Source organism: Pseudomonas qingdaonensis (assembly GCF_018398475.1).
GTDB classification, from domain to species: domain Bacteria; phylum Pseudomonadota; class Gammaproteobacteria; order Pseudomonadales; family Pseudomonadaceae; genus Aquipseudomonas; species Aquipseudomonas palmensis.
The window spans coordinates 4,605,252-4,627,835 of record NZ_CP074676.1; the positions used below are offsets into that span (position 1 = coordinate 4,605,252).

Sequence of the window (22,584 nt, forward strand, 5' to 3'; positions counted from 1 at the left end):
ACACCATGACCGACACCCCGAACAAGCACTACATCATTGCCCTGGACCAGGGCACGACCAGTTCACGCGCGATCATCTTCGACCGTGACGCCAACGTGGTCGGCACCTCGCAGCGCGAGTTCGCCCAGCATTACCCCCAGGCCGGCTGGGTCGAGCATGACCCGATGGAGATCTTCGCCACCCAGAGCGCGACCATGGTCGAAGCACTGGCCCAGGCGGGCCTGAGCTACGACCAGGTGGCAGCCATCGGCATCACCAACCAGCGCGAGACCACCGTGGTGTGGGACCGCGAAACCGGTCGCCCGGTGTACAACGCCATCGTCTGGCAGTGCCGACGCAGCACCGAGATCTGCGAGCAGCTCAAGCGTGACGGCCACGCGGACTACATCCGCGAAACCACCGGCCTGGTCACCGACCCGTACTTCTCGGGCACCAAGCTCAAGTGGATCCTGGACAACGTCGACGGCGTGCGTGAACGCGCCGAACGCGGCGAGCTGCTGTTCGGCACCGTGGATACCTGGCTGATCTGGAAGTTCTCCGGCGGCAAGGTGCATGTCACCGACTACACCAACGCCTCGCGCACCCTGATGTTCAACATCCACACCCTGGAATGGGACGAGAAGATGCTGCAGGTGCTGGGCATCCCGAAGCAGATGCTGCCCCAGGTACGCTCGTCGTCAGAGGTGTACGGCCACACCAAGAGCGGCATCGCCATTGCCGGCATCGCCGGCGACCAGCAGGCTGCGCTGTTCGGCCAGATGTGCGTGGAGCCGGGCCAGGCCAAGAACACCTATGGCACCGGCTGCTTCCTGCTGATGAACACCGGCGACAAGGCCGTGCAGTCGTCCCATGGCCTGCTGACCACTATTGCCTGCGGCCCGCGCGGCGAAGTGGCCTATGCCCTGGAAGGCGCGGTGTTCAACGGCGGCTCGACCGTGCAGTGGCTGCGTGACGAACTGAAGATCGTCAACGACGCCCACGACACCGAGTACTTCGCCAGCAAGGTCAAGGACAGCAACGGCGTGTACCTGGTGCCGGCATTCACCGGCCTGGGTGCGCCGTACTGGGACCCGTACGCGCGCGGCGCCCTGTTCGGCCTGACCCGCGGGGTCAAGGTCGACCACATCATCCGCGCCGCGCTGGAGTCGATCGCCTATCAGACCCGCGACGTGCTCGACGCCATGCAGCAGGATTGCGGCGAGCGCCTGAGCGCACTGCGGGTGGACGGTGGCGCGGTGGCCAACAACTTCCTGATGCAGTTCCAGGCCGACATTCTCGGCACCTGCGTGGAACGCCCGCAGATGCGCGAAACCACTGCGCTCGGCGCCGCCTACCTGGCCGGCCTGGCATGTGGCTTCTGGAGCGGGCTGGACGAGCTGCGCGGCAAGGCCATCATCGAGCGCGAGTTCACTCCGCAGTTGGAGGAGGCGCAGAAAGAGAAGCTGTACGCCGGCTGGCTGAAGGCAGTGGACCGTACCCGCGACTGGGAACCGCACGAGGAATAAAACCTGCGCAGGCTTCTTCGCCAGCAAGGCTGATTCCTACACTGTAGGCACCAGCCTTGCTGGCGAGGCGCCCACAGGATCGTTTCAGCCAGCCCCGCGCTGGCCCCCGCCCCCATCCTGCGGCATCATGCAGATTTGCCCGGCAGCCCAAAAGGACCGCCCATGAATCTGCCCCCTCGCCAACAACAAATTCTCGAGCTGGTCCGCGAACGCGGCTATGTCAGTATCGAGGAAATGGCGCAGCTGTTCGTTGTAACCCCGCAAACCATCCGCCGTGACATCAACCAGCTGGCCGAAGTGAACCTGCTGCGCCGCTACCACGGTGGCGCGGCCTATGACTCGAGCATCGAGAACACCGCCTACGCCATGCGTGCCGACCAGATGCGTGACGAAAAGCAGCGTATCGCCGAAGCCATCGCCGCGCAGATCCCCGATCACGCCTCGCTGTTCATCAACATCGGCACCACCACCGAGTCCATCGCCCGCGCCCTGCTCAACCACAACCACCTGAAGATCATCACCAACAACCTGCATGTGGCCTCCATCCTCAGCGCCAAGGACGATTTCGAAGTACTGCTGGCCGGCGGCAACGTGCGCCGCGACGGCGGTGTGGTCGGCCAGGCCAGCGTCGACTTCATCAACCAGTTCAAGGTCGATTTCGCCCTGGTCGGCATCAGCGGCATCGATGAAGACGGCAGCCTGCTCGACTTCGATTACCAGGAAGTACGCGTGTCCCAGGCCATCATCGCCAATGCGCGCCAGGTGATCCTCGCCGCCGACTCCAGCAAGTTCGGGCGCAACGCCATGGTGCGCCTGGGCTCGATCAGCCTGATCGACTGCCTGGTGACCGACCAGCCCCCCGTCGCCGCCCTCGCCCAGTTGCTCAACCAGCACAAGATCCGCCTGGACGTGGTGTAGCGCCATCGCGGCCCTCGCAACGGGGGCCGCTCGAATGTTCATAATTTTTCATTTATTTGTCATCCGATCAGTATTTTCTATTGAAAGCGACTGGCGGGCGCCATTTTGTTGCGCTACCATTTTCGCAAACGAACATTAATGTTCATATTCGATAGAAACCAGAGGCCGCCTCGTGTCCCAGTCCAGCTCGCCATCGCCCGCCCTTGCCGAAATCTACGACGTTGCCGTGATCGGTGGCGGCATCAACGGCGTCGGTATCGCCACCGATGCGGCCGGACGCGGCCTGTCGGTACTGCTCTGCGAAAAGGACGACCTGGCCAGCCATACGTCCTCGGCCAGCAGCAAGCTGATCCACGGTGGCCTGCGCTATCTGGAGCACTACGAGTTCCGCCTGGTGCGCGAAGCGCTGGCAGAACGCGAAGTGCTGCTGGCCAAGGCGCCGCATATCGTCAAGCCGATGCGCTTCGTGCTGCCGCACCAGCCGCACCTGCGTCCGGCCTGGATGATCCGCGCCGGCCTGTTCCTGTATGACCATCTGGGCAAGCGCAAGCAGCTGGGCGCCTCGCGCAGCCTGCGCTTCGGCCCGGGCAACCCGCTCAAGCCGGCCATCACCCGCGGTTTCGAATACGCCGACTGCGCAGTGGACGACGCCCGCCTGGTGGTGCTCAACGCCATGGCCGCGCGTGAGCTGGGTGCGCACATCCTCACCCGTACCCGCTGCGTCAGCGCACGGCGCGTGGGCAAGCTGTGGAACGTGCAGCTCGAACGCGCCGACGGCAGCCAGCAGACCATCCAGGCCCGCGCCCTGGTGAACGCGGCCGGCCCGTGGGTGGCCAGGTTCATCAAGGACGACCTCAAGCTGGAGGCGCCCTACGGCATTCGCCTGATTCAGGGCAGCCACCTGATCGTGCCCCGGCTGTACGAGGGCGAGCATGCCTACATCCTGCAGAACGAAGACCAGCGCATCGTGTTCGCCATCCCGTACCTGGAGCGCTTCACCCTGATCGGCACCACCGACCGCGAGTACAGCGGCGACCCGGCCCAGGTGAGCATCACCGAGGCCGAGACCGACTACCTGCTCAAGGTTGTGAACGCGCACTTCAACCACCAGCTGGGCCGCGCCGACATCCTCAGCACCTACTCCGGTGTGCGCCCGTTGTGCAACGACGAGTCGGACAACCCCTCCGCGGTCACCCGCGACTACACCCTGGCCCTGTCGGCGTCTGCCGGCGAGGCGCCGCTGCTGTCGGTGTTCGGCGGCAAGCTGACCACCTACCGCAAGCTGGCCGAGTCGGCCATGGCCGAGCTGGCGCCGTACTTCACCCAGATGACCGGTAGCTGGACCGCCACCTCCAGCCTGCCGGGCGGTGAACAGATGACCACGCCGCAGGCGCTGTGCGACGAGATTCTCGCGCGCTTCGGCTGGCTGCCAGCGGATATCGCCAAGCGCTGGGCGCTGACCTACGGCAGCCGCGTATGGCGCCTGCTCGAGGGCGTCCAGGGCCCGGACGACCTGGGCGATGCGATTGGTGGCGGGTTGTTCACCCGCGAGGTGGATTACCTGTGCAGCGAGGAATGGGCGGTCAGCGCCGACGATATCCTGCTGCGGCGCACCAAGCTGGGGCTTTTCACCAGCCCGGCCGAACAACAGGCTCTGCGGGTTTACCTGCAACGGGTAGAACTGAGCCGCGGGCGTATTCAGGCGGCCTGACACCGCCAAATCGCATCGCGGGTCAAGTCCGCTCCCACAAGGTCACCGAACCTGTGGGAGCGGGCTTGACCCGCGATGAGGCCACCAAAGGACCATCTGTTCGGTTTCCCGAACGAGCCATTGGCCCTTAATCGGAAACCCGGACATCCCTCCCCCGCCATACCCCGGCAAAAAATGCCCGCCGCCGCTATTTGCATGGGGTTATGATCAAAATCAGAGTTTGGCATGAGTCATGCTCTACACTCAGTACCCGAATGCGCAACCGCTTCATTGCTGTGTTCGCTGAACGAAAGAGCCCGCCAACGGCTCAATAAGAAAAACAACGTCGAGGAAAATTTGATGCGTATCGTTCCCCATCTGTTGGGCGCCGCCATGGCGACCGCTTTGATCAGCACGCCGGCCCTTGCCGCCGAACTGACCGGCACCCTGAAGAAAATCAACGACTCGGGCACCATTACCCTGGGGCACCGCGACGCTTCCATCCCGTTCTCCTACATCGCCGACGCTTCGGGCAAACCCGTCGGTTACTCCCACGACATCCAGCTGGCTATCGTCGAGGCCCTGAAAAAGGACCTGAACAAGCCGGACCTGAAGGTCAAATACAACCTGGTCACCTCGCAGACCCGCATCCCGCTGGTGCAGAACGGCACCGTTGACGTCGAGTGCGGTTCCACCACCAACAACCTCGAGCGCCAGCAACAGGTCGACTTCTCGGTCGGCATCTTCGAGATCGGTACCCGCCTGCTGTCCAAAAAGGATTCCTCCTACAAGGACTTCCCGGACCTGGCCGGCAAGAACGTGGTGACCACCGCCGGTACCACATCCGAGCGCATCCTCAAGTCGATGAACGCCGACAAGCAGATGAAGATGAACGTCATCTCCGCCAAGGACCACGGCGAGTCGTTCCAGATGCTCGAGTCCGGCCGCGCCGTGGCCTTCATGATGGACGACGCCCTGCTCGCCGGCGAAATGGCCAAGGCCAAGAAGCCGACCGACTGGGCCGTGACCGGTACCCCGCAGTCCTATGAAATCTACGGCTGCATGGTGCGCAAGGGCGATGCCCCGTTCAAGAAAGCGGTCGATGACGCCATCGTCGCCCTGTACAAGTCGGGTGAGATCAACAAGATCTACGACAAGTGGTTCAACCAGCCAATCCCGCCTAAAGGCCTGAACCTGATGTTCCCCATGAGCGACGAGCTCAAGGCGCTGATCGCCAATCCTACCGACAAAGCTGCAGACGAAAAGAAGTCCTGACCCCCAGCTAGTTAGTGTCTAACCTTTCATCCGAGGGCGCCCAGCGCCCCCGGATGCTCGAAGGTGCCCGTGAAACAACCGATCTGAGGGGAGACCCCGATGAATTACAACTGGGACTGGGGCGTTTTTTTCAAGTCCACCGGCGTTGGCAGCGAGACCTACCTGGACTGGTATATCACCGGCCTGGGCTGGACCATCCTGATCGCCGTTGCCGCCTGGATCATTGCGCTGCTGCTGGGCTCGGTGCTCGGCGTCATGCGTACCGTACCGAACCGTCTGGTGTCGGGTATCGCCACGTGCTACGTGGAACTGTTTCGCAATGTGCCGCTGCTGGTGCAGCTGTTCATCTGGTACTTCCTGGTACCCGACCTGCTGCCCGAAGGCCTGCAGGAGTGGTACAAGCAGGACCTCAACCCGACCACCTCGGCGCTGATCAGCGTGGTCATCTGCCTGGGGCTGTTCACCGCTGCACGGGTGTGCGAGCAGGTACGCACCGGCATCCAGGCGCTGCCCCGTGGCCAGGAAGCCGCTGCCCGCGCCATGGGTTTCAGCCTGCCGCAGATCTACAACAACGTGCTGCTGCCGCAAGCCTACCGGATCATCATTCCGCCGCTTACCTCCGAATTCCTGAACGTGTTCAAGAACTCCTCGGTGGCGTCGCTGATCGGCCTGATGGAGCTGCTGGCACAGACCAAGCAGACCGCCGAGTTCTCGGCCAACCTGTTCGAGGCCTTCACCCTGGCCACGCTGATCTACTTCACCCTGAACATGGGGCTGATGCTGCTGATGCGCCTGGTCGAGAAGAAAGTCGCGGTGCCGGGCCTGATCTCCGTGGGGGGTAAATAATGGACATGGATTTCAGTGGAATCGTGCCAGCCCTGCCGGGCCTGTGGAACGGCATGAAGATGACCCTGCAGCTGATGCTCATGGGCATCATTGGCGGCATCGCGCTGGGCACTGTGCTGGCACTGATGCGGTTGTCGTCGAGCAAGCTGCTGTCGCGCCTGGCCGGCGCCTACGTGAACTACTTTCGCTCCATCCCGCTGCTGCTGGTGATCACCTGGTTCTACCTGGCGGTACCGTTCGTGCTGCGCTGGATCACCGGCGAAGACACCCCGGTGGGTGCGTTCACCTCCTGCGTCGTGGCATTCATGATGTTCGAGGCGGCGTACTTCTGCGAAATCGTGCGGGCCGGCGTGCAGTCGATCTCCAAGGGCCAGATGGCGGCTGCCCAGGCACTGGGCATGAACTACGCGCAGACCATGCGCCTGATCATCCTGCCCCAGGCATTTCGCAAGATGACCCCGCTGCTGCTGCAGCAGAGCATCATCCTGTTCCAGGACACCTCGCTGGTCTACACCGTGGGCCTGGTGGACTTCCTCAACTCGGCACGGGCCAGTGGCGACATCATCGGGCGCTCCAACGAGTTCCTGCTGTTTGCCGGCGCCGTGTACTTTGTCATCAGCTTCTCCGCTTCCTTCCTGGTCAAGCGTCTGCAGAAAAGGATAACCGTATGATTTCCATCAAGAACGTCAACAAGTGGTACGGCGATTTCCAGGTTCTGACCGACTGCAGCACCGAGGTCAAGAAAGGCGAAGTGGTGGTGGTGTGCGGGCCGTCTGGCTCGGGCAAGTCCACCCTGATCAAGTGCGTCAACGCGCTGGAACCGTTCCAGAAGGGCGACATCGTGGTCGACGGCACCTCGATCGCCGACCCCAAGACCAACCTGCCCAAGCTGCGCTCGCGGGTCGGCATGGTGTTCCAGCACTTCGAACTGTTCCCGCACCTGACCATCACCGAGAACCTGACCATCGCGCAGATCAAGGTGCTGGGCCGCAGCAAGGAAGAAGCCACCAAGAAGGGCCTGCAACTGCTCGAGCGCGTCGGCCTGTCGGCCCATGCGCACAAGCACCCCGGCCAGCTCTCCGGCGGCCAGCAGCAGCGCGTGGCCATCGCCCGCGCCCTGGCCATGGACCCGATCGTGATGCTGTTCGACGAACCCACCTCGGCCCTGGACCCGGAAATGGTCAGCGAGGTACTCGACGTGATGGTGCAACTGGCCCACGAAGGCATGACCATGATGTGCGTGACCCACGAAATGGGCTTTGCGCGCAAGGTGGCCAACCGGGTGATCTTCATGGACAAGGGCAACATCATCGAAGACTGCACCAAGGAAGAGTTCTTCGGTGACCAGAGCGTGCGCGACGAGCGTACCCAGCACTTCCTCAGCAAGATCCTGCAGCACTGATGCCGCCCGGTGTCCCTGCCCGGCCCACGCCGGGCAGAGGGCGCTGGTCGTGACAAGGCCACTGTGATGAAATGCGATCCCACGCTCTTTCGCCCAGCCAAGCCTGACCTTGCCGTGAAACCTCGCCTGATCCGCCACCTGTTCCTGCCCCCACTGGTCCTGCTGCTGATGATCGGCCTGGGTGTGATCGGCTACCTGATCAGCGAGCACAACGGCATCCGCACCCTGAGCGAGACCGGCGAGCGTCAGCTTGAACTGCATGCCCGCGCGGTCGAGAGCGAGATCAGCAAGTACACCTACCTGCCCAGCCTGCTGGAACTCGAAGACAGCGTCTCCAGCCTGCTGAACTCCACCGATGGCGACCAGCGCCAGGCGGTCAACGAATACCTCGAAGGGCTCAACCGGCGCAGCCGCAGCCGCGCCATCTATGTGCTCGACACCACCGGCCGGGTGCAGGCCACCAGCAACTGGCGCGACGTCGACAGCTACCTGGGCGAAGACCTCTCGTTCCGTGCCTATTTCCAGAATGCCGTGCGCGGCCAGCCCGGGCGCTTCTACGGCATCGGCAGCACCACCGGCGAACCTGGCTACTACCTGGCCCATGGCCTGGAGGAACACGGCAAGATCATCGGCGTGGCGGTGATCAAGGTGCGCCTGGAAGCGCTCGAAGAGCGCTGGCAGCGAGCCCGCCTGGAAGCCTTCGTCAGCGACGAGAACGGCATCATCATCCTCTCCAGCGACCCGGCGCGGCGGCTGAAGTCGGTGCGCCCGCTGACCCCGGAAATCAAGGAGCGCCTGGCGCGCAGCCTGCAGTACTACTGGTTCCCGCTCAACGAACTGCAGCCGCTGGCGCGCGAGAAGCTCGCCGACGGGGTCGAGAAGCTGACCTTTCCCGCCAATGCCGAACTGGGCGACAGCAACCGCAAGGTCACCTACCTGGCCCAGACCCGGCGCCTGAGCGACACGCCCTGGCACTTCACCCTGCTGACCCCGCTGCAGGACCTGCGCCACGAATCGATGATCCAGGGCGTGCTGGTGGCCGTGGCCTTCGCCCTGCTGGCGATCCTGCTGATAGCCTGGAACGAGCGGCGCAAGGTGATCGCCACCCGCCTGGCCGCCCGCGAGGCGCTGGAAGAAGCCAACAACCAGCTCGAACGCAAGATTGCCGAGCGCACCGCCGACCTGCGTGCCAGCAACGAACGCCTCAAGGGCCAGATCCGCGAACGCCGGCACGCCGAGCAGACCCTGCGCCATGCCCAGGACGAACTGGTGCAGGCCGGCAAGCTGGCGGCCATCGGGCAGATGTCGACCAGCATCGCCCATGAGCTGAACCAGCCGCTGGCGGCGCTGCGCACCCTGTCGGGCAACACCGTGCGCTTTCTGCAGCGCGGTGCGCTGGAAACCGCCAGCGCCAACCTGCTGACCATGAACGAACTGATCGACCGCATGGGCCGTATCACCGCCAGCCTGCGCTCGTTCGCCCGGCGCGGCGACGACCGTGGCCAGGCCTCGCTGGAAAAGGCCGTGACCGCCGCCCTGCAACTGCTCAATGCGCGCATCGAGGGCTGTCACCTGAAACTGCACCTCGAGTACGCCGACCAGCAACTGACCATCGACCAGACCCGCCTGGAGCAGATCCTGGTCAACCTGATCGGCAACGCCCTGGATGCCATGGCCGCGGTGCCGCTGCCGCAACTCTGGCTCGAAGGCGAGCTGGTGGGCGACAAGTACCGCCTGCGCGTGCGCGACAACGGCCATGGCATCGACGATGAAGCGCGCAAGCACCTGTTCGAACCGTTTTTCACCACCAAACCGGGCGAGCACGGCCTGGGCCTGGGCCTGACCCTGTCGGCCAGCCTCGCCGCTGCAGCCGGCGGTACCCTGAACGTCGAACACCCCGCCAGCGGCGGTACCGCGTTCGTGCTCAGCCTGCCGCTGGTCGATGCCCCCACTGAACCTGCCGAGTCCCTATGACCCCATCGCCCCTTACCGTCCTGATCGTCGAAGACGATCCGCATGTGTTGCTCGGGTGCCAGCAGGCGCTGGCCCTGGAAGATATCGCCTGCGAAGGCGTCGGCAGTGCCGAACAGGCACTGGAGCGCATCGGCGATGATTTCGCCGGCATCGTGGTCAGCGATATCCGCCTGCCGGGCATCGATGGCCTGGAACTGCTCAGCCGCCTCAAGGCCCGCGACAAGAGCCTGCCGGTGGTGCTGATCACCGGCCACGGCGACATCGACATGGCCGTGGGCGCCATGCGCAACGGCGCCTACGACTTCATGGAAAAGCCCTTCTCGCCGGAGCGCCTGGTGGATGTGGTGCGCCGGGCGCTGGAACAGCGCGGCCTGGCCCGCGAAGTGTTCTCGCTGCGCCGCCAGCTGGCCGAGCGCAGCACTCTGGAGGGGCGCATCATCGGCCGCTCGCCGGCCATGCAGAACCTGCGCGAGCTGATCGCCAACGTCGCCGATACCTCGGCCAACGTGCTGATCGAGGGCGAGACCGGCACCGGCAAGGAGCTGGTCGCGCGCTGCCTGCACGACTTCAGCCGGCGCCAGAGCCAGCCCTTCGTGGCGTTGAACTGCGGCGGCCTGCCGGAGAACCTGTTCGAGACCGAAATCTTCGGCCACGAGGCCAACGCCTTCACGGGTGCCGGCAAGCGCCGCATCGGCAAGATCGAGCACGCCAACGGCGGCACGCTGTTTCTCGACGAAGTCGAGAGCATGCCGCTCAACCTGCAGATCAAGCTGCTGCGCGTGTTGCAGGAGCGCACCCTGGAGCGCCTGGGTTCGAACCAGAGCATTGCGGTGGATTGCCGGGTGATCGCCGCCACCAAGTCGGACCTGGATGCCCTCGGCCAGACCGGCCAGTTTCGCAGCGACCTGTACTACCGCCTCAACGTGGTGACCCTGGAACTGCCGCCGCTGCGCGAGCGCCGCGAAGACATCCTGCAACTGTTCGAGCACTTCCTGCAGCAGTCGGCCCTGCGCTTCGACCGCGAGGCACCGCCGCTGGACAGCCAGACCCTGTCGCGCCTGATGGCCCATGACTGGCCGGGCAACGTGCGCGAGCTGCGCAACGTGGCCGAGCGCCACGCCCTGGGCCTGCCGGCGTTCAAGAAGGCCGGCGCCAATGTGGCGCAGAGCCTGGGCTTTGCCGAGGCGGTCGAGGCCTTCGAGCGCAACCTGCTCAGCGACGCCCTGCAGCGCACCGGCGGCAACCTCAGCCAGGCCAGCCAGGAGCTGGGCATGGCCAAGACCACCCTGTTCGACAAAGTCAAAAAATACGGCCTGGCCTGAGCGAGCGTTTCGATGGACATGATTCTCAAGGCCTGCCTGGGCGCCGTGGTGGTGCTGATCATCGCGGCCCTGGCCAAGACCCGCAATTACTACGTGGCCGGGCTGGTGCCGCTGTTTCCCACCTTTGCCCTGATTGCCCACTACATCATCGGCAAGGGCCGCTCGCTGGAGGACCTGAAGGCCACCATCGTGTTCGGCATGTGGTCGATCATCCCCTACTTCGTGTACCTGGCCGCGCTGTACGTGCTGGTCGACCGCCTGCGCCTGGAGCTGTCACTGGCGCTGGCGGCGGTGGCCTGGCTGATCGCCGCCACCGTGCTGGTCAGCGTATGGGTGCGCCTGCACTAGCGTTGGGCCAGATGGCCCAGCTCTTCGCGGTGCGCCTTCAGGTAAGGCAGTACCGCCGCCAGCAGCGGGGCCTTGAACGGCTCCTGGAAGCGGTGCGCCAGGCCCGGTATCAGGCGTAGCTGGCTGCCCTGGATGTGCGCGGCCAGGTGCACGCCGTGCATCACCGGCAACAGCGGGTCGGCCGTGCCGTGCACCACCAGGGCCGGTACCCGCAGGTTGTCGAGCAGCTCGACACGGCTGGGCTCGGCAAGTATGGCCATGACCTGGCGCTGCACGCCTTCGGGGTTGAAGGCCCGGTCGTAGGCGGTGGCGGCCTGCTGCAACAGGGCCTGGCGATCATCCTGCACCTGCGGGCTGCCCAGCGCGGCCAGCAGGTCGGCCTGCTGCTCCAGGGCCACCTGGCGATTCGGCGCACCGCGCCGGGCCAACTGCCGAACCAGCGCCGGCGCAGGCGCCGGCAGCCCCTGCGCCCCCGAACTGGACATGATCAGGGTCAGGCTCTCGACCCGCTCGGGCGCCATCGCCGCCAGGTGCTGGGCAATCATTCCACCCATGCTCACCCCCAGCACATGAAAGCGCTGCGCGTGCAGCGCATCCATCAGCGCCAGGCCATCAGCGGCCATGTCGCTCAGGCTGTAGGGCGCCGCCACCGGCAGGCCGAGCCGGTAGCGCAGCGCCTCGACCGTCAGATTGGCCTGGGCGGGGGGCTGGTTCCAGCGCGACAGGCCGACGTCGCGGTTGTCGTAGCGGATCACCCTGAAGCCCTGCTGGCACAGCGCAAGTACCACCTCGTCGGGCCAGTGGATCAACTGGCCGCCCAGGCCCATGACCAGCAGCAGGGCCGGGTCGCTGTCACGCCCGATGCTCTGATAGGCCAGGCTGACCGGCCCCGCCTCGGCGTATCGGATAGCTGAAGTGATGTCGCAGCGAGGCGCCGCGAACGAAGAAAAGGCGCTGCACAGCGCCACCAGAAACAGGAATGCCCGCATGAAAGAAACACCAGAGTGCAGTTCGCCAGTAAAGCGCGAGTCTGATGAAGTTCATGCCGGCGCGCTGCCACAGATCGGTGACCGTTTGATGACAACTGCCGGGCGGTCGACAGCATCGTCAACATGAGACAAACTCAACGAATTGTCTCATCCATCAAATTCTGTTCATGGAGCACCCTGGTGCTGGAAATTCGCCACCTCAAGACCCTGCACGCCCTGCGCGAAGCCGACAGCCTGGTGGAGGCCGCCGAGCGCCTGCACCTGACTCAGTCGGCGTTGTCCCACCAGTTCAAGGAACTCGAAGAACGCCTGGGCATGCAGTTGTTCACCCGCAAGACCAAGCCGATCCGCTTCACCAGCGCCGGCCTGCGCCTGCTGCAACTGGCCGATGCCACCCTGCCGCTGCTGCGCGGCGCCGAACGGGACATTGCGCGCCTGGCCGGCGGCACCGCCGGGCGCCTGCACATGGCCATCGAGTGCCACAGCTGCTTCCAGTGGCTGATGCCCACCATCGACCAGTTCCGCGATGCCTGGCCAGAGGTGGAGCTGGACCTGGCCTCGGGCTTCGCCTTCGCCCCGCTGCCGGCCCTGGCCCGTGGCGACCTGGACCTGGTGGTGACCTCCGACCCGCTGGAGCTGACCGGTATCACCTACGTGCCGCTGTTCACCTACGAGGCGATGCTGGCGGTGGCCAACCAGCACGTACTGGCCTCCAGGCCCTACGTGGTGCCGCAGGACCTGGCCACGGAAACCCTGATCACCTACCCGGTGGAACGCGACCGCCTGGACATCTTCACGCGCTTTCTGGAACCTGCCGACATCGAGCCCGGGCAGGTGCGCACCGCCGAGCTGACGGTGATGATGATGCAGTTGGTGGCCAGCGGACGCGGGGTGTGCGGCATGCCGCACTGGGCCCTGCACGAGTACAGCTCGCGCGGCTACGTGAAGGGCAAGCGCCTGGGTGAAAAGGGCCTGTTCGCCACGCTGTACGCCGCAGTGCGCAGCGACATGCTCGATGCACCGTATATGCGCGACTTTCTGCTGACCGCCAAGGACACCTCGTTCTCGACCCTGGATGGGGTCAGTGCAGTGCGCTGAAGGTTCAAGCGGCAAGCATCAAGCCAGTTTGCGTTGTTCCTGCACCAGGCGCAGCGCAAGGGCCGCCAGCACAAAGCCCATCACGTAGCGCTGCAACATCAGCCACAGCGGGTAGCGCGCGAACCAGGCCGACAGGCCGGCGGCGAACAGTGCGATCAGCAGGTTCACGGTGAAGCTCACGCCGATCTGGGTCAGGCCCAGGGTCAGGCTCTGCGCCAGCACCGAGCCGTGCTCGGGCGAAATGAACTGCGGCAGCACCGACAGGTAGAACACCGCCACCTTTGGGTTCAGCACGCTGGTCAGAAACCCCATCGTCACCAGCCGCGCCGGTGAATCCGGGGCCAGCTCACGGGGCTCGAACGGCGAGCGCGCACCCGGCTTGACCGCCTGCCAGGCCATCCACAGCAGGTAGCCGGCACCGGCCCAGCGCAGCAGGTCGTAACCCAGCGGCACGGCCATGAACAACGCGGTGAGGCCCACAGCTGCGGCCGTCATGTGCACCAGAAACCCGCCCACCACACCGATCAGCGACGTCACGCCGGCCATGCGGCCCTGGCAGATCGAGCGCGAGATCAGGTAGATCATGTTCGGCCCGGGGGTCAGTACCATCAGCAGCGCGGCGCCGCTGAACAGCAGCCATTCGTGCAGCGGGATCATTGCGCGGCCCGTTGCAGGTGCAGCGGCAGGATCAGGTCGCGGGTCAGCGGCGCCAGTTCGAGGTGATCCACCTGGTGGGCGTCGACCCAGCAGGCTTCCTCGATTTCCGCTGCGGGTTCAAGCGTCAGGTCGGTGTGCAACTGAAACAGCTCGGCCTGCACTTCGAAACCCGGCTCGTTGGCCGCCGGTGCGCTGAACTGGCCCAGGTACTGCGCCTGCTGCGGGTCGATGCGCAGGCCCAGCTCTTCGAACAGCTCGCGGGCCAGGGCATCGACGGGTTGCTCGTGGGGTTCGATCTTGCCGCCAGGCTGCATGAAGGCCAGGGTGCCGCGCTTGCGTACCAACAGGGTACGGCCCTGAGCATCGAGCAACAGGGCAGCGGCGATACGGATGGTTTTGCTCATGGTAGGCGGCTCGTGGCGGGGAAGGCGCGCTAGGATCACATGCTGGCGCAGGGCTTTCAATCTTGCTGAGCGCTTCGCCGGCAAGGCCGGCTCCCACAGGTTCGGCGCATTCCCTGTAGGAGCCGGCCTTGCCGGCGAAGCGGCCGCAGCAGCCTGACGAAAGCCCCTTGCAACCAGGGCGCAACGGCCGCATAAACAGCTGATGAACCTGCCCGCCCGCAATCACCCGGTACTCGACGGCTTCCACCCCGCCGTCCGTGCCTGGTTCCAGCACCGTTTCGCCACGGTGACCGCCGCCCAGGCCCAGGCGTGGCCGCTGATCCGCAGCGGGCAATCGCTGCTGGTGGCGGCCCCCACCGGCTCCGGCAAGACCCTCACCGCGTTCCTCGCGGTCCTCGACGAACTCTTCACCCAGGCCCTGCAAGCCGGCGGCGAGCTGCCCGAACAGACGCTGGTGGTGTACGTCTCGCCGCTCAAGGCGCTGTCCAACGACATCCAGCTCAACCTGCAAGCCCCCCTGGCCGGTATCAGCGCCGAACTGGCCGCCCTCGGGCTGCCCACCCCTACCCTGCGCACCGCAGTGCGCAGCGGCGATACCCCGCAGAAGGAACGCGCGGCCATGCGCCGCCAGCCCCCGCATATCCTGGTGACCACCCCCGAGTCGCTGTACGTGCTGCTCGGCTCGACGTCCGGGCGCCAGGGCCTGGCCTCGGTGCACACGGTAATCGTCGACGAGATCCACGCCGTGGCCGGCAACAAGCGCGGCAGCCACCTGGCGTTGAGCCTGGAACGCCTGCAGGCGCTGTGCCAGCGCCCGCTGCGGCGCATCGGCCTGTCGGCCACCCAGCGTCCGATCGAGCGGGTGGCGCAGTACCTGGTGGGCCATCAGCGCCCCTGCGCCCTGGTGGATATCGGCCATGCGCGCCAGCGCGACCTGGCCATCGAGGTACCGCGCGCGCCACTGGGCGCGGTGATGGCCAACGATGTGTGGGAGCTGGTCTACGATCGCCTCGCGCAACTGGCCCGCGAGCATCGCACCACCCTGGTGTTCGTCAACACCCGGCGCCTGGCCGAGCGCCTGGCGCGCCACCTGAGCGAGCGCCTGGGACGCGAGGCGGTGGCCGCGCACCATGGCAGCCTGGCCAAGGAATTTCGCCTCGACGCCGAGCAGCGTCTCAAGCGCGGCGAGCTGCAGGTGCTGGTGGCCACCGCCTCGCTGGAGCTGGGCATCGACATCGGCGAGGTCGACCTGGTGTGCCAGATCGGCTCGCCTGGCTCGATTGCCGCGCTGCTGCAGAGGGTTGGCCGCTCCGGCCACCAGGTGGACGGCACCCCCAAGGGTCGTGTGTTCGCCACCACCCGCGACGAGCTGATCGAGTGCGTGGCCCTGCTCGACTGCGTGCGCCGTGGCGAGCTGGACGAGCTGCATATCCCCAACGCACCGCTGGACGTGCTGGCCCAGCAGATCGTCGCCGAGGTCAGTTGCCAGCCCTGGGACGAACAGGCGCTGTTTGCGTGCCTCACCCGTGCGATGCCCTACGCCAATCTCGACCAAGCGCATTACCAGGCCCTGCTGCGCATGCTCGCCGAAGGTTACAGCGGGCGCCAGGGCGTGCGCGGCGCGTACCTGCACCGCGATGCGGTCAGTGCCCAGTTGCGTGGAAGGCGCGGCAGCCAGCTGGCTGCCCTGACCAGTGGCGGGGCGATACCGGACAACGCCGACTACCGCGTGCTGCTCGAACCCCAGGCCTTGAACATCGGCAGCGTGAACGAAGACTTCGCGGTGGAGAGCATCGCCGGCGACATCTTCCAGCTGGGCAACGCGTCGTACCGCATCCTGCGCGTGGAGGCCGGCAAGGTACGGGTAGAGGATGCCCACGGGCAACCGCCGACCATCCCCTTCTGGCTGGGCGAGGCGCCGGGGCGCAGCGACGAGCTGTCCTTCGCGGTGGCACGCCTGCAAGCCGAAATCGACCAGCGCCTGGATGCCAGTGGCGGCCAGCTGCAACCGCTGCTGACCTGGCTGCACGCCACGCTCGGGCTGAACGCGGATAGCGCCGAGCAATTGCTCGACTACCTGGCCCGCACCCGCCAGGCCCTCGGCGCCCTGCCCTCGCAGGACACGCTGATCATGGAGCGCTTTTTCGATGAGTCCGGCGGTACCCAGCTGATCATCCACTCGCCCTTCGGCAGCCGCATCAACCGCGCCTGGGGGCTGGCACTGCGCAAGCGCTTCTGTCGCACCTTCAACTTCGAGTTGCAGGCGGCAGCCAGCGAGGATGCGCTGATCCTGTCGCTGTCGGCCGGCCACAGTTTTGCCCTGGAAGAGGTGTGGCGCTACATTTCCAGCGCCAGTGCCGAGCACCTGCTGACCCAGGCCGTGCTCGATGCGCCGCTGTTCGGCGTGCGCTGGCGCTGGAACGCCGGGGTGTCGCTGGCACTGCCGCGCTATGCCGGCGGGCGCAAGGTCGCCCCGCAGATCCAGCGCATGAAAAGCGAAGACCTCACCGCTGCCGTGTTCCCCGACCAGCTGGCGTGCCTGGAAAACATCGTCGGCGAGCGCGAGATTCCCGACCACCCGCTGGTGGAGCAGACCCTCGACGACTGCCTGCACGAGGCGATGGATTGCGAGGGCTGGCTGAATCTGCTGCGGCGCATCGAAGACAAGCGCATCCGCCTGATCTGCCGCGACCTGCCGGCGCCTTCGCCCCTGGCGGCGGCGATCCTGAATGCACGTCCATACGCCTTTCTCGATGACGCACCGCTGGAAGAGCGGCGCACCCAGGCCGTGCTCAACCGGCGCTGGAGCGACCCGCAAAGTGCCGACGACCTGGGCGCACTGGATCCGCAGGCGATTGCCGCAGTGCGTGCCGAGGCCTGGCCGTTGCCAGGCGGCACCGACGAAATGCACGAGGCACTGATGAGCCTGGCGGCCGTGTGCGATGCCGAGGTGCAGGCCAACCCGGGTTGGCTGGCATGGCTGCAGCAACTGGCCGCCGGCGCACGCGCCTGCCACCTGAGGCTGCCGCACGGTGGCGGCCTGTGGCTGGCCCGCGAACGCCTGCCGTGGCTGCTGGCGCTGTACCCGCAAGCGGCGCCCACCCCATTGCCCGGGTTCGATCAGCCCATCGATGCCGACAGCGCTGCCGTGGAACTGCTGCGCGCGCGCCTGAGCGGCTTCGGCCCGCTGACCAGCAGCGAGATCGGCGCGCCGCTGTGCCTGAGCCCCTCACAGGTCGAGCAGGCCATGCTGCGCCTGGAAGCGGAGGGCTATGTGATGCGCGGGCACTTCAGCCCGGGCCACCCCCCTGAACAATGGTGCGAACGCCACCTGCTGGCGCGCATCCACCGCTACACGCTCAAGCGCCTGCGCCGCGAAATCGAGCCGGTCAGCCTGCAGGACTTCATGCGCTTTCTGTTCGACTGGCAGCACCTCTCGCCCGGCACCCGGCTGGAGGGCCCGGCGGCGCTGGGCGAGGCGCTGACCCAACTGGAAGGCTTCGCCGCAGCGGCCTCGGCCTGGGAAAGCGACCTGCTGCCGAGCCGGCTGCGCGACTACAGTGGGCAGTGGCTGGACGATGCCTGCCGGGCCGGCAAGTTCGTGTGGGCTCGCCTGGCCCCTTCGGGCAAGGCTGCGGCCAGTACCCTGCGCAGCACCCCTGTCGTGCTGCTGCCACGGGCGCGGCTGGGGTTGTGGCGAGCACTGGCCGCCACCGACGACGCCCCGGCACCGTCGCCCCGCGCGCAACGTGTACTGGCCGCGCTCAGCGAGCACGGCGCACTGTTTTTCGATGAGCTGCGCGACGAGGCACGCCTGTTGCCCAGCGAGCTGGAGACAGCCCTGCAGGAACTGGTGGCGGCCGGGCAGATCAGTGCCGACAGCTTTGCCGGCCTGCGTGCACTGATCACCCCGGCCAGCAAGCGCCAGGCACGCAGCCATCGGCGCGGTCGCGGGGCATTCAGTGGCGGCATGGAGGACGCCGGGCGCTGGGCATTGCTGCGCCGCGCCGGCACGCCGGCCGAGGACGCCCTGGAACAGGTGGCCCTGACCTTGCTGCGCCGCTATGGCGTGGTGTGCTGGCGGCTGCTCGAACGCGAGGCCGACTGGCTGCCGAGCTGGCGGGACCTGCTGCGCACGTTGCACCGCCTGGAGGCGCGTGGCGAGATCCGTGGCGGTCGCTTCATCAGCGGGCTGGCCGGCGAACAGTTCGCCTTGCCCGAGGCCATCGGCGTATTGCGCGAAGTACGCAGGCGCCCGCTGGATGGCAGCCTGGTGGCGGTGAGTGCCAGCGACCCGCTGAACCTGGTGGGCACCTTGCTGCCCGGCAGCAAGGTGGCAGCGGTGAGCGGCAACCGGGTGGTGTACCGCGACGGCGTGGCGGTGGCGGCGCGGGTGGCGGGCAAGGCGCAGTACTGGGTGCAGGAGGATGCGGCGCTGCGTGAGCGGGTGGTGCGCGATGTCCATCACTGATCCCGAAGCTTTGCAGTGTGTGCAGGAGCCGGCATTGCCGGCGAAGGCCGCGACGCTGTCTTGATGGGTTCACTGGCATCCAATCCCCCATTCGATATAAGGTCTTGGATTGCCTGCAAAAGGAACCCGCATGAGCCTCTCCCTCCTCAGCCGTTATGCCTTCTTCGCCGCGTGTGTCGTGTTCACCCTCGCCAGCCTGCCGTTCCTGCACCACGACTGGCTGTGGCCCTTCACCCTGGTCACCGGCCTGCTCAGCCTGCTGGGCCTGTTCGACCTGCTGCAGAGCCGCCATGCGGTGCGGCGCAACTACCCGATCCTGGGCAATATCCGCTACCTGGTGGAGGGCATCCGCCCGGAAATCCGCCAGTACCTGCTCGAATCCGACAGCGATGCGCTGCCCTTCTCCCGCGCCCAGCGCTCGCTGGTGTACTCGCGGGCCAAGAACGAAACCGCCGACAAGCCGTTCGGCACCCTGATCGACGTCTACCAGTCGGGCTTCGAGTTCATCGGCCACTCCATGCGCCCGGCACCGCTCAGCGACCCCGAGAGCTTTCGGGTGATCGTCGGCGGCCCGCAGTGCACCCAGCCCTATTCGGCCTCGGTGTTCAACATCTCGGCCATGAGCTTCGGCTCGCTCAGCGCCAACGCCATTCGCGCCCTCAACCAGGGCGCCAAGCTCGGCAACTTCGCACATGACACCGGCGAGGGCAGCATCAGCCCCTACCACCGCGAACATGGCGGCGACCTGACCTGGGAACTGGGCAGCGGCTACTTCGGCTGCCGCACCTCGGACGGTCGCTTCGACCCCGAGCGCTTCGCGCAGCAGGCCAGCAGCCCGCAGGTGCGCATGATCGAAATCAAGATGAGCCAGGGCGCCAAGCCCGGCCACGGCGGCATCCTGCCCAAGCACAAGGTGACCCAGGAAATCGCCGACACCCGCGGCATCATGATGGGCGAAGACTGCATCTCGCCGTCGCGCCACAGCGCGTTCTCCACCCCCATCGAGCTGATGCAGTTCATTGCCCAGCTGCGCGAGCTGTCCGGCGGCAAGCCGGTCGGCTTCAAGTTCTGCCTGGGCCACCCGTGGGAGTTCATGGGCATTGCCAAGGCCATGCTCGAGACCGGCATCCTGCCCGACTTCATCGTGGTCGACGGCAAGGAAGGCGGCACCGGCGCCGCGCCGGTGGAGTTCACCGACCACATCGGCGTGCCGCTGCGCGAAGGGCTGCTGTTCGTGCACAACACCCTGGTGGGGCTGAACCTGCGCGACAAGATCAAGCTGGGCGCCAGCGGCAAGATCGTCAGTGCGTTCGATATCGCCAGCGTGCTGGCCATCGGTGCCGACTGGGCCAACTCGGCGCGCGGCTTCATGTTCGCCATCGGCTGCATCCAGTCGCAAAGCTGCCATACCAACAAGTGCCCGACCGGCGTGGCCACCCAGGACGGCCTGCGCCAGCGGGCGCTGGTGGTGCCGGACAAGGCGCAGCGGGTGTTCAGCTTCCACCGCAACACGCTCAAGGCGCTGGCCGAGATGCTCGCCGCCGCCGGGCTGGATCACCCCTCGCAGCTGGAGGCCAAGCACCTGGTGCGGCGCATGTCGGCCACCGAAATCAAGCTGTTCTCGCAGCTGCACGTGTTCCTCAAGCCGGGTGAACTGCTTACCGGCGAAGTGAACGGCGAGTTCTATTCGCGGATGTGGCAGATGGCGCGGGCAGACAGTTTCGAGCCCAACGCAGAAGCGGCGTAACGGCGTCGCCGACTCCTCACCTGCAGGAGCCGGCGTTGCCGGCGAAGGGGCAGTACAGCCACACAAAAACCCCGGCCTGGGCCGGGGTTGTGTACATCAGGATGCGCTGGATGCCGCCACCGCTTCACTGTCGCCCTTGGGCGCCAGCTTGAACACGTGGTACAGCACCGTCAGCATTACCAGGAACGCCGGGCCGATGAACAGCGCCACGCGGGTTTCCTCGAAGTAGGCCATCAGGCCGACCACCAGGATCAGGAACGCCAGGGCCAGGTAGGAACTCAGCGGCCACAGCCACATGCGGTACTTGAGCGCGGCCCGTTCGGCCTGGCTCAGCCCGGCGCGAAAGCGCAGTTGCGCCAGCAGGATCATCACCCAGGTCCAGATCGCGCCGAAGGTAGCGATCGAGGTCACCCACACGAAGACCTTTTCAGGTACCAGGTAGTTGGCCAGCACGCCCAGCAGCAGCGCGCCGATCGACAGCAGCAGTGCATTGCGCGGCACGCCGTTGCGCGAGGTGCGCGCAAAGCTGGCCGGCGCCTGGCCGTTCTGCGCCAGGCTGTAGAGCATGCGCCCGGTACTGAAGATACCGCCGTTGCACGACGACAGCGCCGCGGTGATCACCACGAAGTTGATGATGCCGGCTGCGGTCTTGATGCCCAGGCGCTCGAAGGTCATCACGAACGGGCTGCCCTGGCTGCCGATCTCGTTCCACGGGTACAGCGACAGGATCACGAACAGCGCGCCGACGTAGAACAGCAGGATGCGCCAGAACACCGAGCCGATGGCCTGCGGGATGGTCTTTTGCGGGTTGCGCGCTTCACCGGCGGTAAGGCCGATCATCTCCACGCCCAGGTAGGCGAACATCACCATCTGCAGCGACATCAGCACGCCGGTCACGCCGTTGGGCATGAAGCCGCCGTGACTCCACAGGTTGGAGATGCCCAGCGCCACACCGTCGTTGCCGAAGCCGAAGGCGATCACGCCGATGCCGCCCAGCACCATGGCGATGATGGTCACGATCTTGATCAGGGCGAACCAGAACTCGAACTCGCCGAAGGCCTTCACCGCCACCAGGTTGATCGCGCCCATGCTGCCCAGCGCCGCCAGGGCCCAGATCCAGCGCGGTACGTCCGGGAACCAGATGCCCATGTAGATGGCCACCGCGGTGATCTCGGCGACACAGGTCACCAGCCACAGGAACCAGTAGTTCCAGCCGGTCAGAAAGCCCGCCAGCGGGCCCAGGTAGTCTTGTGCGTAGCGGCTGAAGGACCCGGCCACCGGGTTGTGCACGGCCATCTCGCCCAGCGCGCGCATGATCACCAGGATCGCCAGGCCGCCGATGATGTAGGACAGCATGATCGCCGGCCCGGCCATTTCGATGGCCTTGGCCGAACCGAGGAACAGCCCGACACCGATACAGGCGCCCAGCGCCATCAGGCGAATGTGACGTTCGCCGAGTTCCCGCTTGAGTGGGCCGCCCTGGGCGGTCTCACCATGAGAAGGGTGGTTGCCGACTGGCATAGGAATACAACCTCATTTTGTTATTGGATATAACCCTTCGTGCAGGCTGTACAGCGCCGATAGGCTGCTGTTTCGCCGCGCCGGGCTCACCTTGTGGGCAAGCACGTCGACCGGGGCGCGGAGCACCGGCCGAGCGAAAGGGGCGAGCAGTATAGGAAGGCCGCTACAGGGCTTTTCACTATATAAACCCCGATATTTGGCGAGAACTCTCGGCAATTACCGCTTATTCGGAGTGGCATTACCCGCGCTTGGCCGTGCGGGTGTCAACCGGGCGGCTAACATAGCACCAAAACGGGGCAACACAACCTTGCACCAAAGGCGCATGTTCGCGCCGTGATTGGCGAACCTGCCGCTGGCAACCCATAAATTTTTCATCAATTGCGACCAGCGTCTAAGCTTCAGGCAAGCGAGACGAAC

At 65.9% G+C, this 22,584-nt stretch carries 17 protein-coding genes; 13 read left to right on the forward strand and 4 right to left on the reverse strand.

What is annotated here, in order from left to right:
* Window positions 1-5: 5 nt before the first annotated feature.
* The 10 genes from glpK (at window position 6) to KH389_RS21070 (ending at window position 11,280) form a co-directional block, all read left to right on the forward strand.
* Complete coding sequence (gene glpK / locus KH389_RS21025; RefSeq protein ID WP_213606179.1) at window positions 6-1,505, forward strand: glycerol kinase GlpK; 1,500 nt, start codon at window positions 6-8, stop codon at window positions 1,503-1,505.
* 162 nt (window positions 1,506-1,667) lie between these two features.
* Window positions 1,668-2,423, forward strand: a complete 756-nt coding sequence (locus tag KH389_RS21030; RefSeq protein ID WP_043861985.1) for a DeoR/GlpR family transcriptional regulator — start codon at window positions 1,668-1,670, stop codon at window positions 2,421-2,423.
* A gap of 172 nt (window positions 2,424-2,595) precedes the next feature.
* Window positions 2,596-4,134 (forward strand): glycerol-3-phosphate dehydrogenase, encoded by a 1,539-nt coding sequence (glpD, locus tag KH389_RS21035; RefSeq protein WP_043861986.1) that lies wholly within the window; start codon window positions 2,596-2,598, stop codon window positions 4,132-4,134.
* Window positions 4,135-4,473: 339 nt separating this feature from the next.
* Entirely contained in the window at window positions 4,474-5,388 is a 915-nt protein-coding gene (locus KH389_RS21040) for a glutamate/aspartate ABC transporter substrate-binding protein (RefSeq protein WP_043861987.1), read from the forward strand.
* Window positions 5,389-5,487: 99 nt separating this feature from the next.
* Complete coding sequence (locus KH389_RS21045) at window positions 5,488-6,234, forward strand: amino acid ABC transporter permease (RefSeq protein ID WP_043861988.1); 747 nt, start codon at window positions 5,488-5,490, stop codon at window positions 6,232-6,234.
* Window positions 6,234-6,905 carry an ABC transporter permease subunit gene (locus KH389_RS21050; RefSeq protein WP_043861989.1) on the forward strand — a complete coding sequence of 224 codons (672 nt, stop codon included), beginning with the start codon at window positions 6,234-6,236 and terminating at the stop codon, window positions 6,903-6,905. The genes KH389_RS21045 and KH389_RS21050 overlap by 1 nt, the downstream gene beginning before the upstream one ends.
* The gene (locus tag KH389_RS21055; RefSeq protein WP_043861990.1) at window positions 6,902-7,636 is read left to right on the forward strand and encodes an amino acid ABC transporter ATP-binding protein; all 735 of its coding nucleotides are present in this window, start codon (window positions 6,902-6,904) and stop codon (window positions 7,634-7,636) included. The genes KH389_RS21050 and KH389_RS21055 overlap by 4 nt, the downstream gene beginning before the upstream one ends.
* Window positions 7,637-7,702: 66 nt before the next feature.
* The gene (gene aauS / locus KH389_RS21060; RefSeq protein ID WP_043861991.1) at window positions 7,703-9,610 is read left to right on the forward strand and encodes a two-component sensor histidine kinase AauS; all 1,908 of its coding nucleotides are present in this window, start codon (window positions 7,703-7,705) and stop codon (window positions 9,608-9,610) included.
* Between the two features lie 47 nt (window positions 9,611-9,657).
* A complete protein-coding gene (aauR, locus tag KH389_RS21065; protein ID WP_229590064.1) occupies window positions 9,658-10,932 on the forward strand; it encodes a two-component response regulator AauR in 1,275 nt (424 codons plus the stop codon).
* A 21-nt stretch (window positions 10,933-10,953) separates the two neighbouring features.
* Window positions 10,954-11,280, forward strand: a complete 327-nt coding sequence (locus tag KH389_RS21070; protein WP_173925076.1) for a GlpM family protein — start codon at window positions 10,954-10,956, stop codon at window positions 11,278-11,280.
* Here the strand turns inward: KH389_RS21070 and KH389_RS21075 are convergent.
* Window positions 11,277-12,269 (reverse strand): alpha/beta fold hydrolase, encoded by a 993-nt coding sequence (locus tag KH389_RS21075; RefSeq protein WP_100633593.1) that lies wholly within the window; start codon window positions 12,267-12,269, stop codon window positions 11,277-11,279. The genes KH389_RS21070 and KH389_RS21075 overlap by 4 nt on opposite strands.
* Window positions 12,270-12,449: 180 nt before the next feature.
* Here KH389_RS21075 and metR point away from each other — a divergent pair, with 180 nt between their 5' ends.
* A complete protein-coding gene (gene metR, locus KH389_RS21080; RefSeq protein WP_043861995.1) occupies window positions 12,450-13,367 on the forward strand; it encodes a transcriptional regulator MetR in 918 nt (305 codons plus the stop codon).
* Between the two features lie 18 nt (window positions 13,368-13,385).
* On the opposite strand, the gene KH389_RS21085 is transcribed toward metR, so the two are convergent.
* Both KH389_RS21085 and KH389_RS21090 read right to left on the reverse strand, forming a co-directional pair.
* Complete coding sequence (locus tag KH389_RS21085) at window positions 13,386-14,024, reverse strand: LysE family translocator (RefSeq protein ID WP_054914755.1); 639 nt, start codon at window positions 14,022-14,024, stop codon at window positions 13,386-13,388.
* Window positions 14,021-14,428 carry an NUDIX hydrolase gene (locus KH389_RS21090; protein ID WP_043861997.1) on the reverse strand — a complete coding sequence of 136 codons (408 nt, stop codon included), beginning with the start codon at window positions 14,426-14,428 and terminating at the stop codon, window positions 14,021-14,023. Before KH389_RS21090 ends, KH389_RS21085 begins: the two co-directional genes overlap by 4 nt.
* A 202-nt stretch (window positions 14,429-14,630) precedes the next feature.
* On the opposite strand from KH389_RS21090, the gene KH389_RS21095 reads away from it, so the two are divergent.
* Window positions 14,631-18,899: a DEAD/DEAH box helicase gene (locus tag KH389_RS21095; RefSeq protein ID WP_213606181.1), complete on the forward strand. Its 4,269-nt coding sequence runs from the start codon at window positions 14,631-14,633 to the stop codon at window positions 18,897-18,899.
* A 130-nt stretch (window positions 18,900-19,029) separates the two neighbouring features.
* Window positions 19,030-20,646, forward strand: a complete 1,617-nt coding sequence (locus KH389_RS21100) for an FMN-binding glutamate synthase family protein (protein ID WP_054914757.1) — start codon at window positions 19,030-19,032, stop codon at window positions 20,644-20,646.
* Window positions 20,647-20,742: 96 nt separating this feature from the next.
* Here KH389_RS21100 and KH389_RS21105 read toward each other — a convergent pair whose 3' ends face one another.
* Window positions 20,743-22,167, reverse strand: a complete 1,425-nt coding sequence (locus KH389_RS21105) for an amino acid permease (RefSeq protein WP_043862000.1) — start codon at window positions 22,165-22,167, stop codon at window positions 20,743-20,745.
* Window positions 22,168-22,584: the final 417 nt, after the last annotated feature.

Coding starts and splice junctions, on each gene's coding strand:
- glpK (WP_213606179.1), top strand. CDS start 6: ATGACCGACACCCCGAACAAGCACTACATCATTGCCCTGGACCAGGGC.
- KH389_RS21030 (WP_043861985.1), top strand. CDS start 1,668: ATGAATCTGCCCCCTCGCCAACAACAAATTCTCGAGCTGGTCCGCGAA.
- KH389_RS21040 (WP_043861987.1), top strand. CDS start 4,474: ATGCGTATCGTTCCCCATCTGTTGGGCGCCGCCATGGCGACCGCTTTG.
- KH389_RS21045 (WP_043861988.1), top strand. CDS start 5,488: ATGAATTACAACTGGGACTGGGGCGTTTTTTTCAAGTCCACCGGCGTT.
- KH389_RS21050 (WP_043861989.1), top strand. CDS start 6,234: ATGGACATGGATTTCAGTGGAATCGTGCCAGCCCTGCCGGGCCTGTGG.
- KH389_RS21055 (WP_043861990.1), top strand. CDS start 6,902: ATGATTTCCATCAAGAACGTCAACAAGTGGTACGGCGATTTCCAGGTT.
- aauS (WP_043861991.1), top strand. CDS start 7,703: ATGAAATGCGATCCCACGCTCTTTCGCCCAGCCAAGCCTGACCTTGCC.
- KH389_RS21075 (WP_100633593.1), bottom strand. CDS start 12,269: ATGCGGGCATTCCTGTTTCTGGTGGCGCTGTGCAGCGCCTTTTCTTCG.
- KH389_RS21085 (WP_054914755.1), bottom strand. CDS start 14,024: ATGATCCCGCTGCACGAATGGCTGCTGTTCAGCGGCGCCGCGCTGCTG.
- KH389_RS21090 (WP_043861997.1), bottom strand. CDS start 14,428: ATGAGCAAAACCATCCGTATCGCCGCTGCCCTGTTGCTCGATGCTCAG.
- KH389_RS21095 (WP_213606181.1), top strand. CDS start 14,631: ATGAACCTGCCCGCCCGCAATCACCCGGTACTCGACGGCTTCCACCCC.
- KH389_RS21100 (WP_054914757.1), top strand. CDS start 19,030: ATGAGCCTCTCCCTCCTCAGCCGTTATGCCTTCTTCGCCGCGTGTGTC.
- KH389_RS21105 (WP_043862000.1), bottom strand. CDS start 22,167: ATGCCAGTCGGCAACCACCCTTCTCATGGTGAGACCGCCCAGGGCGGC.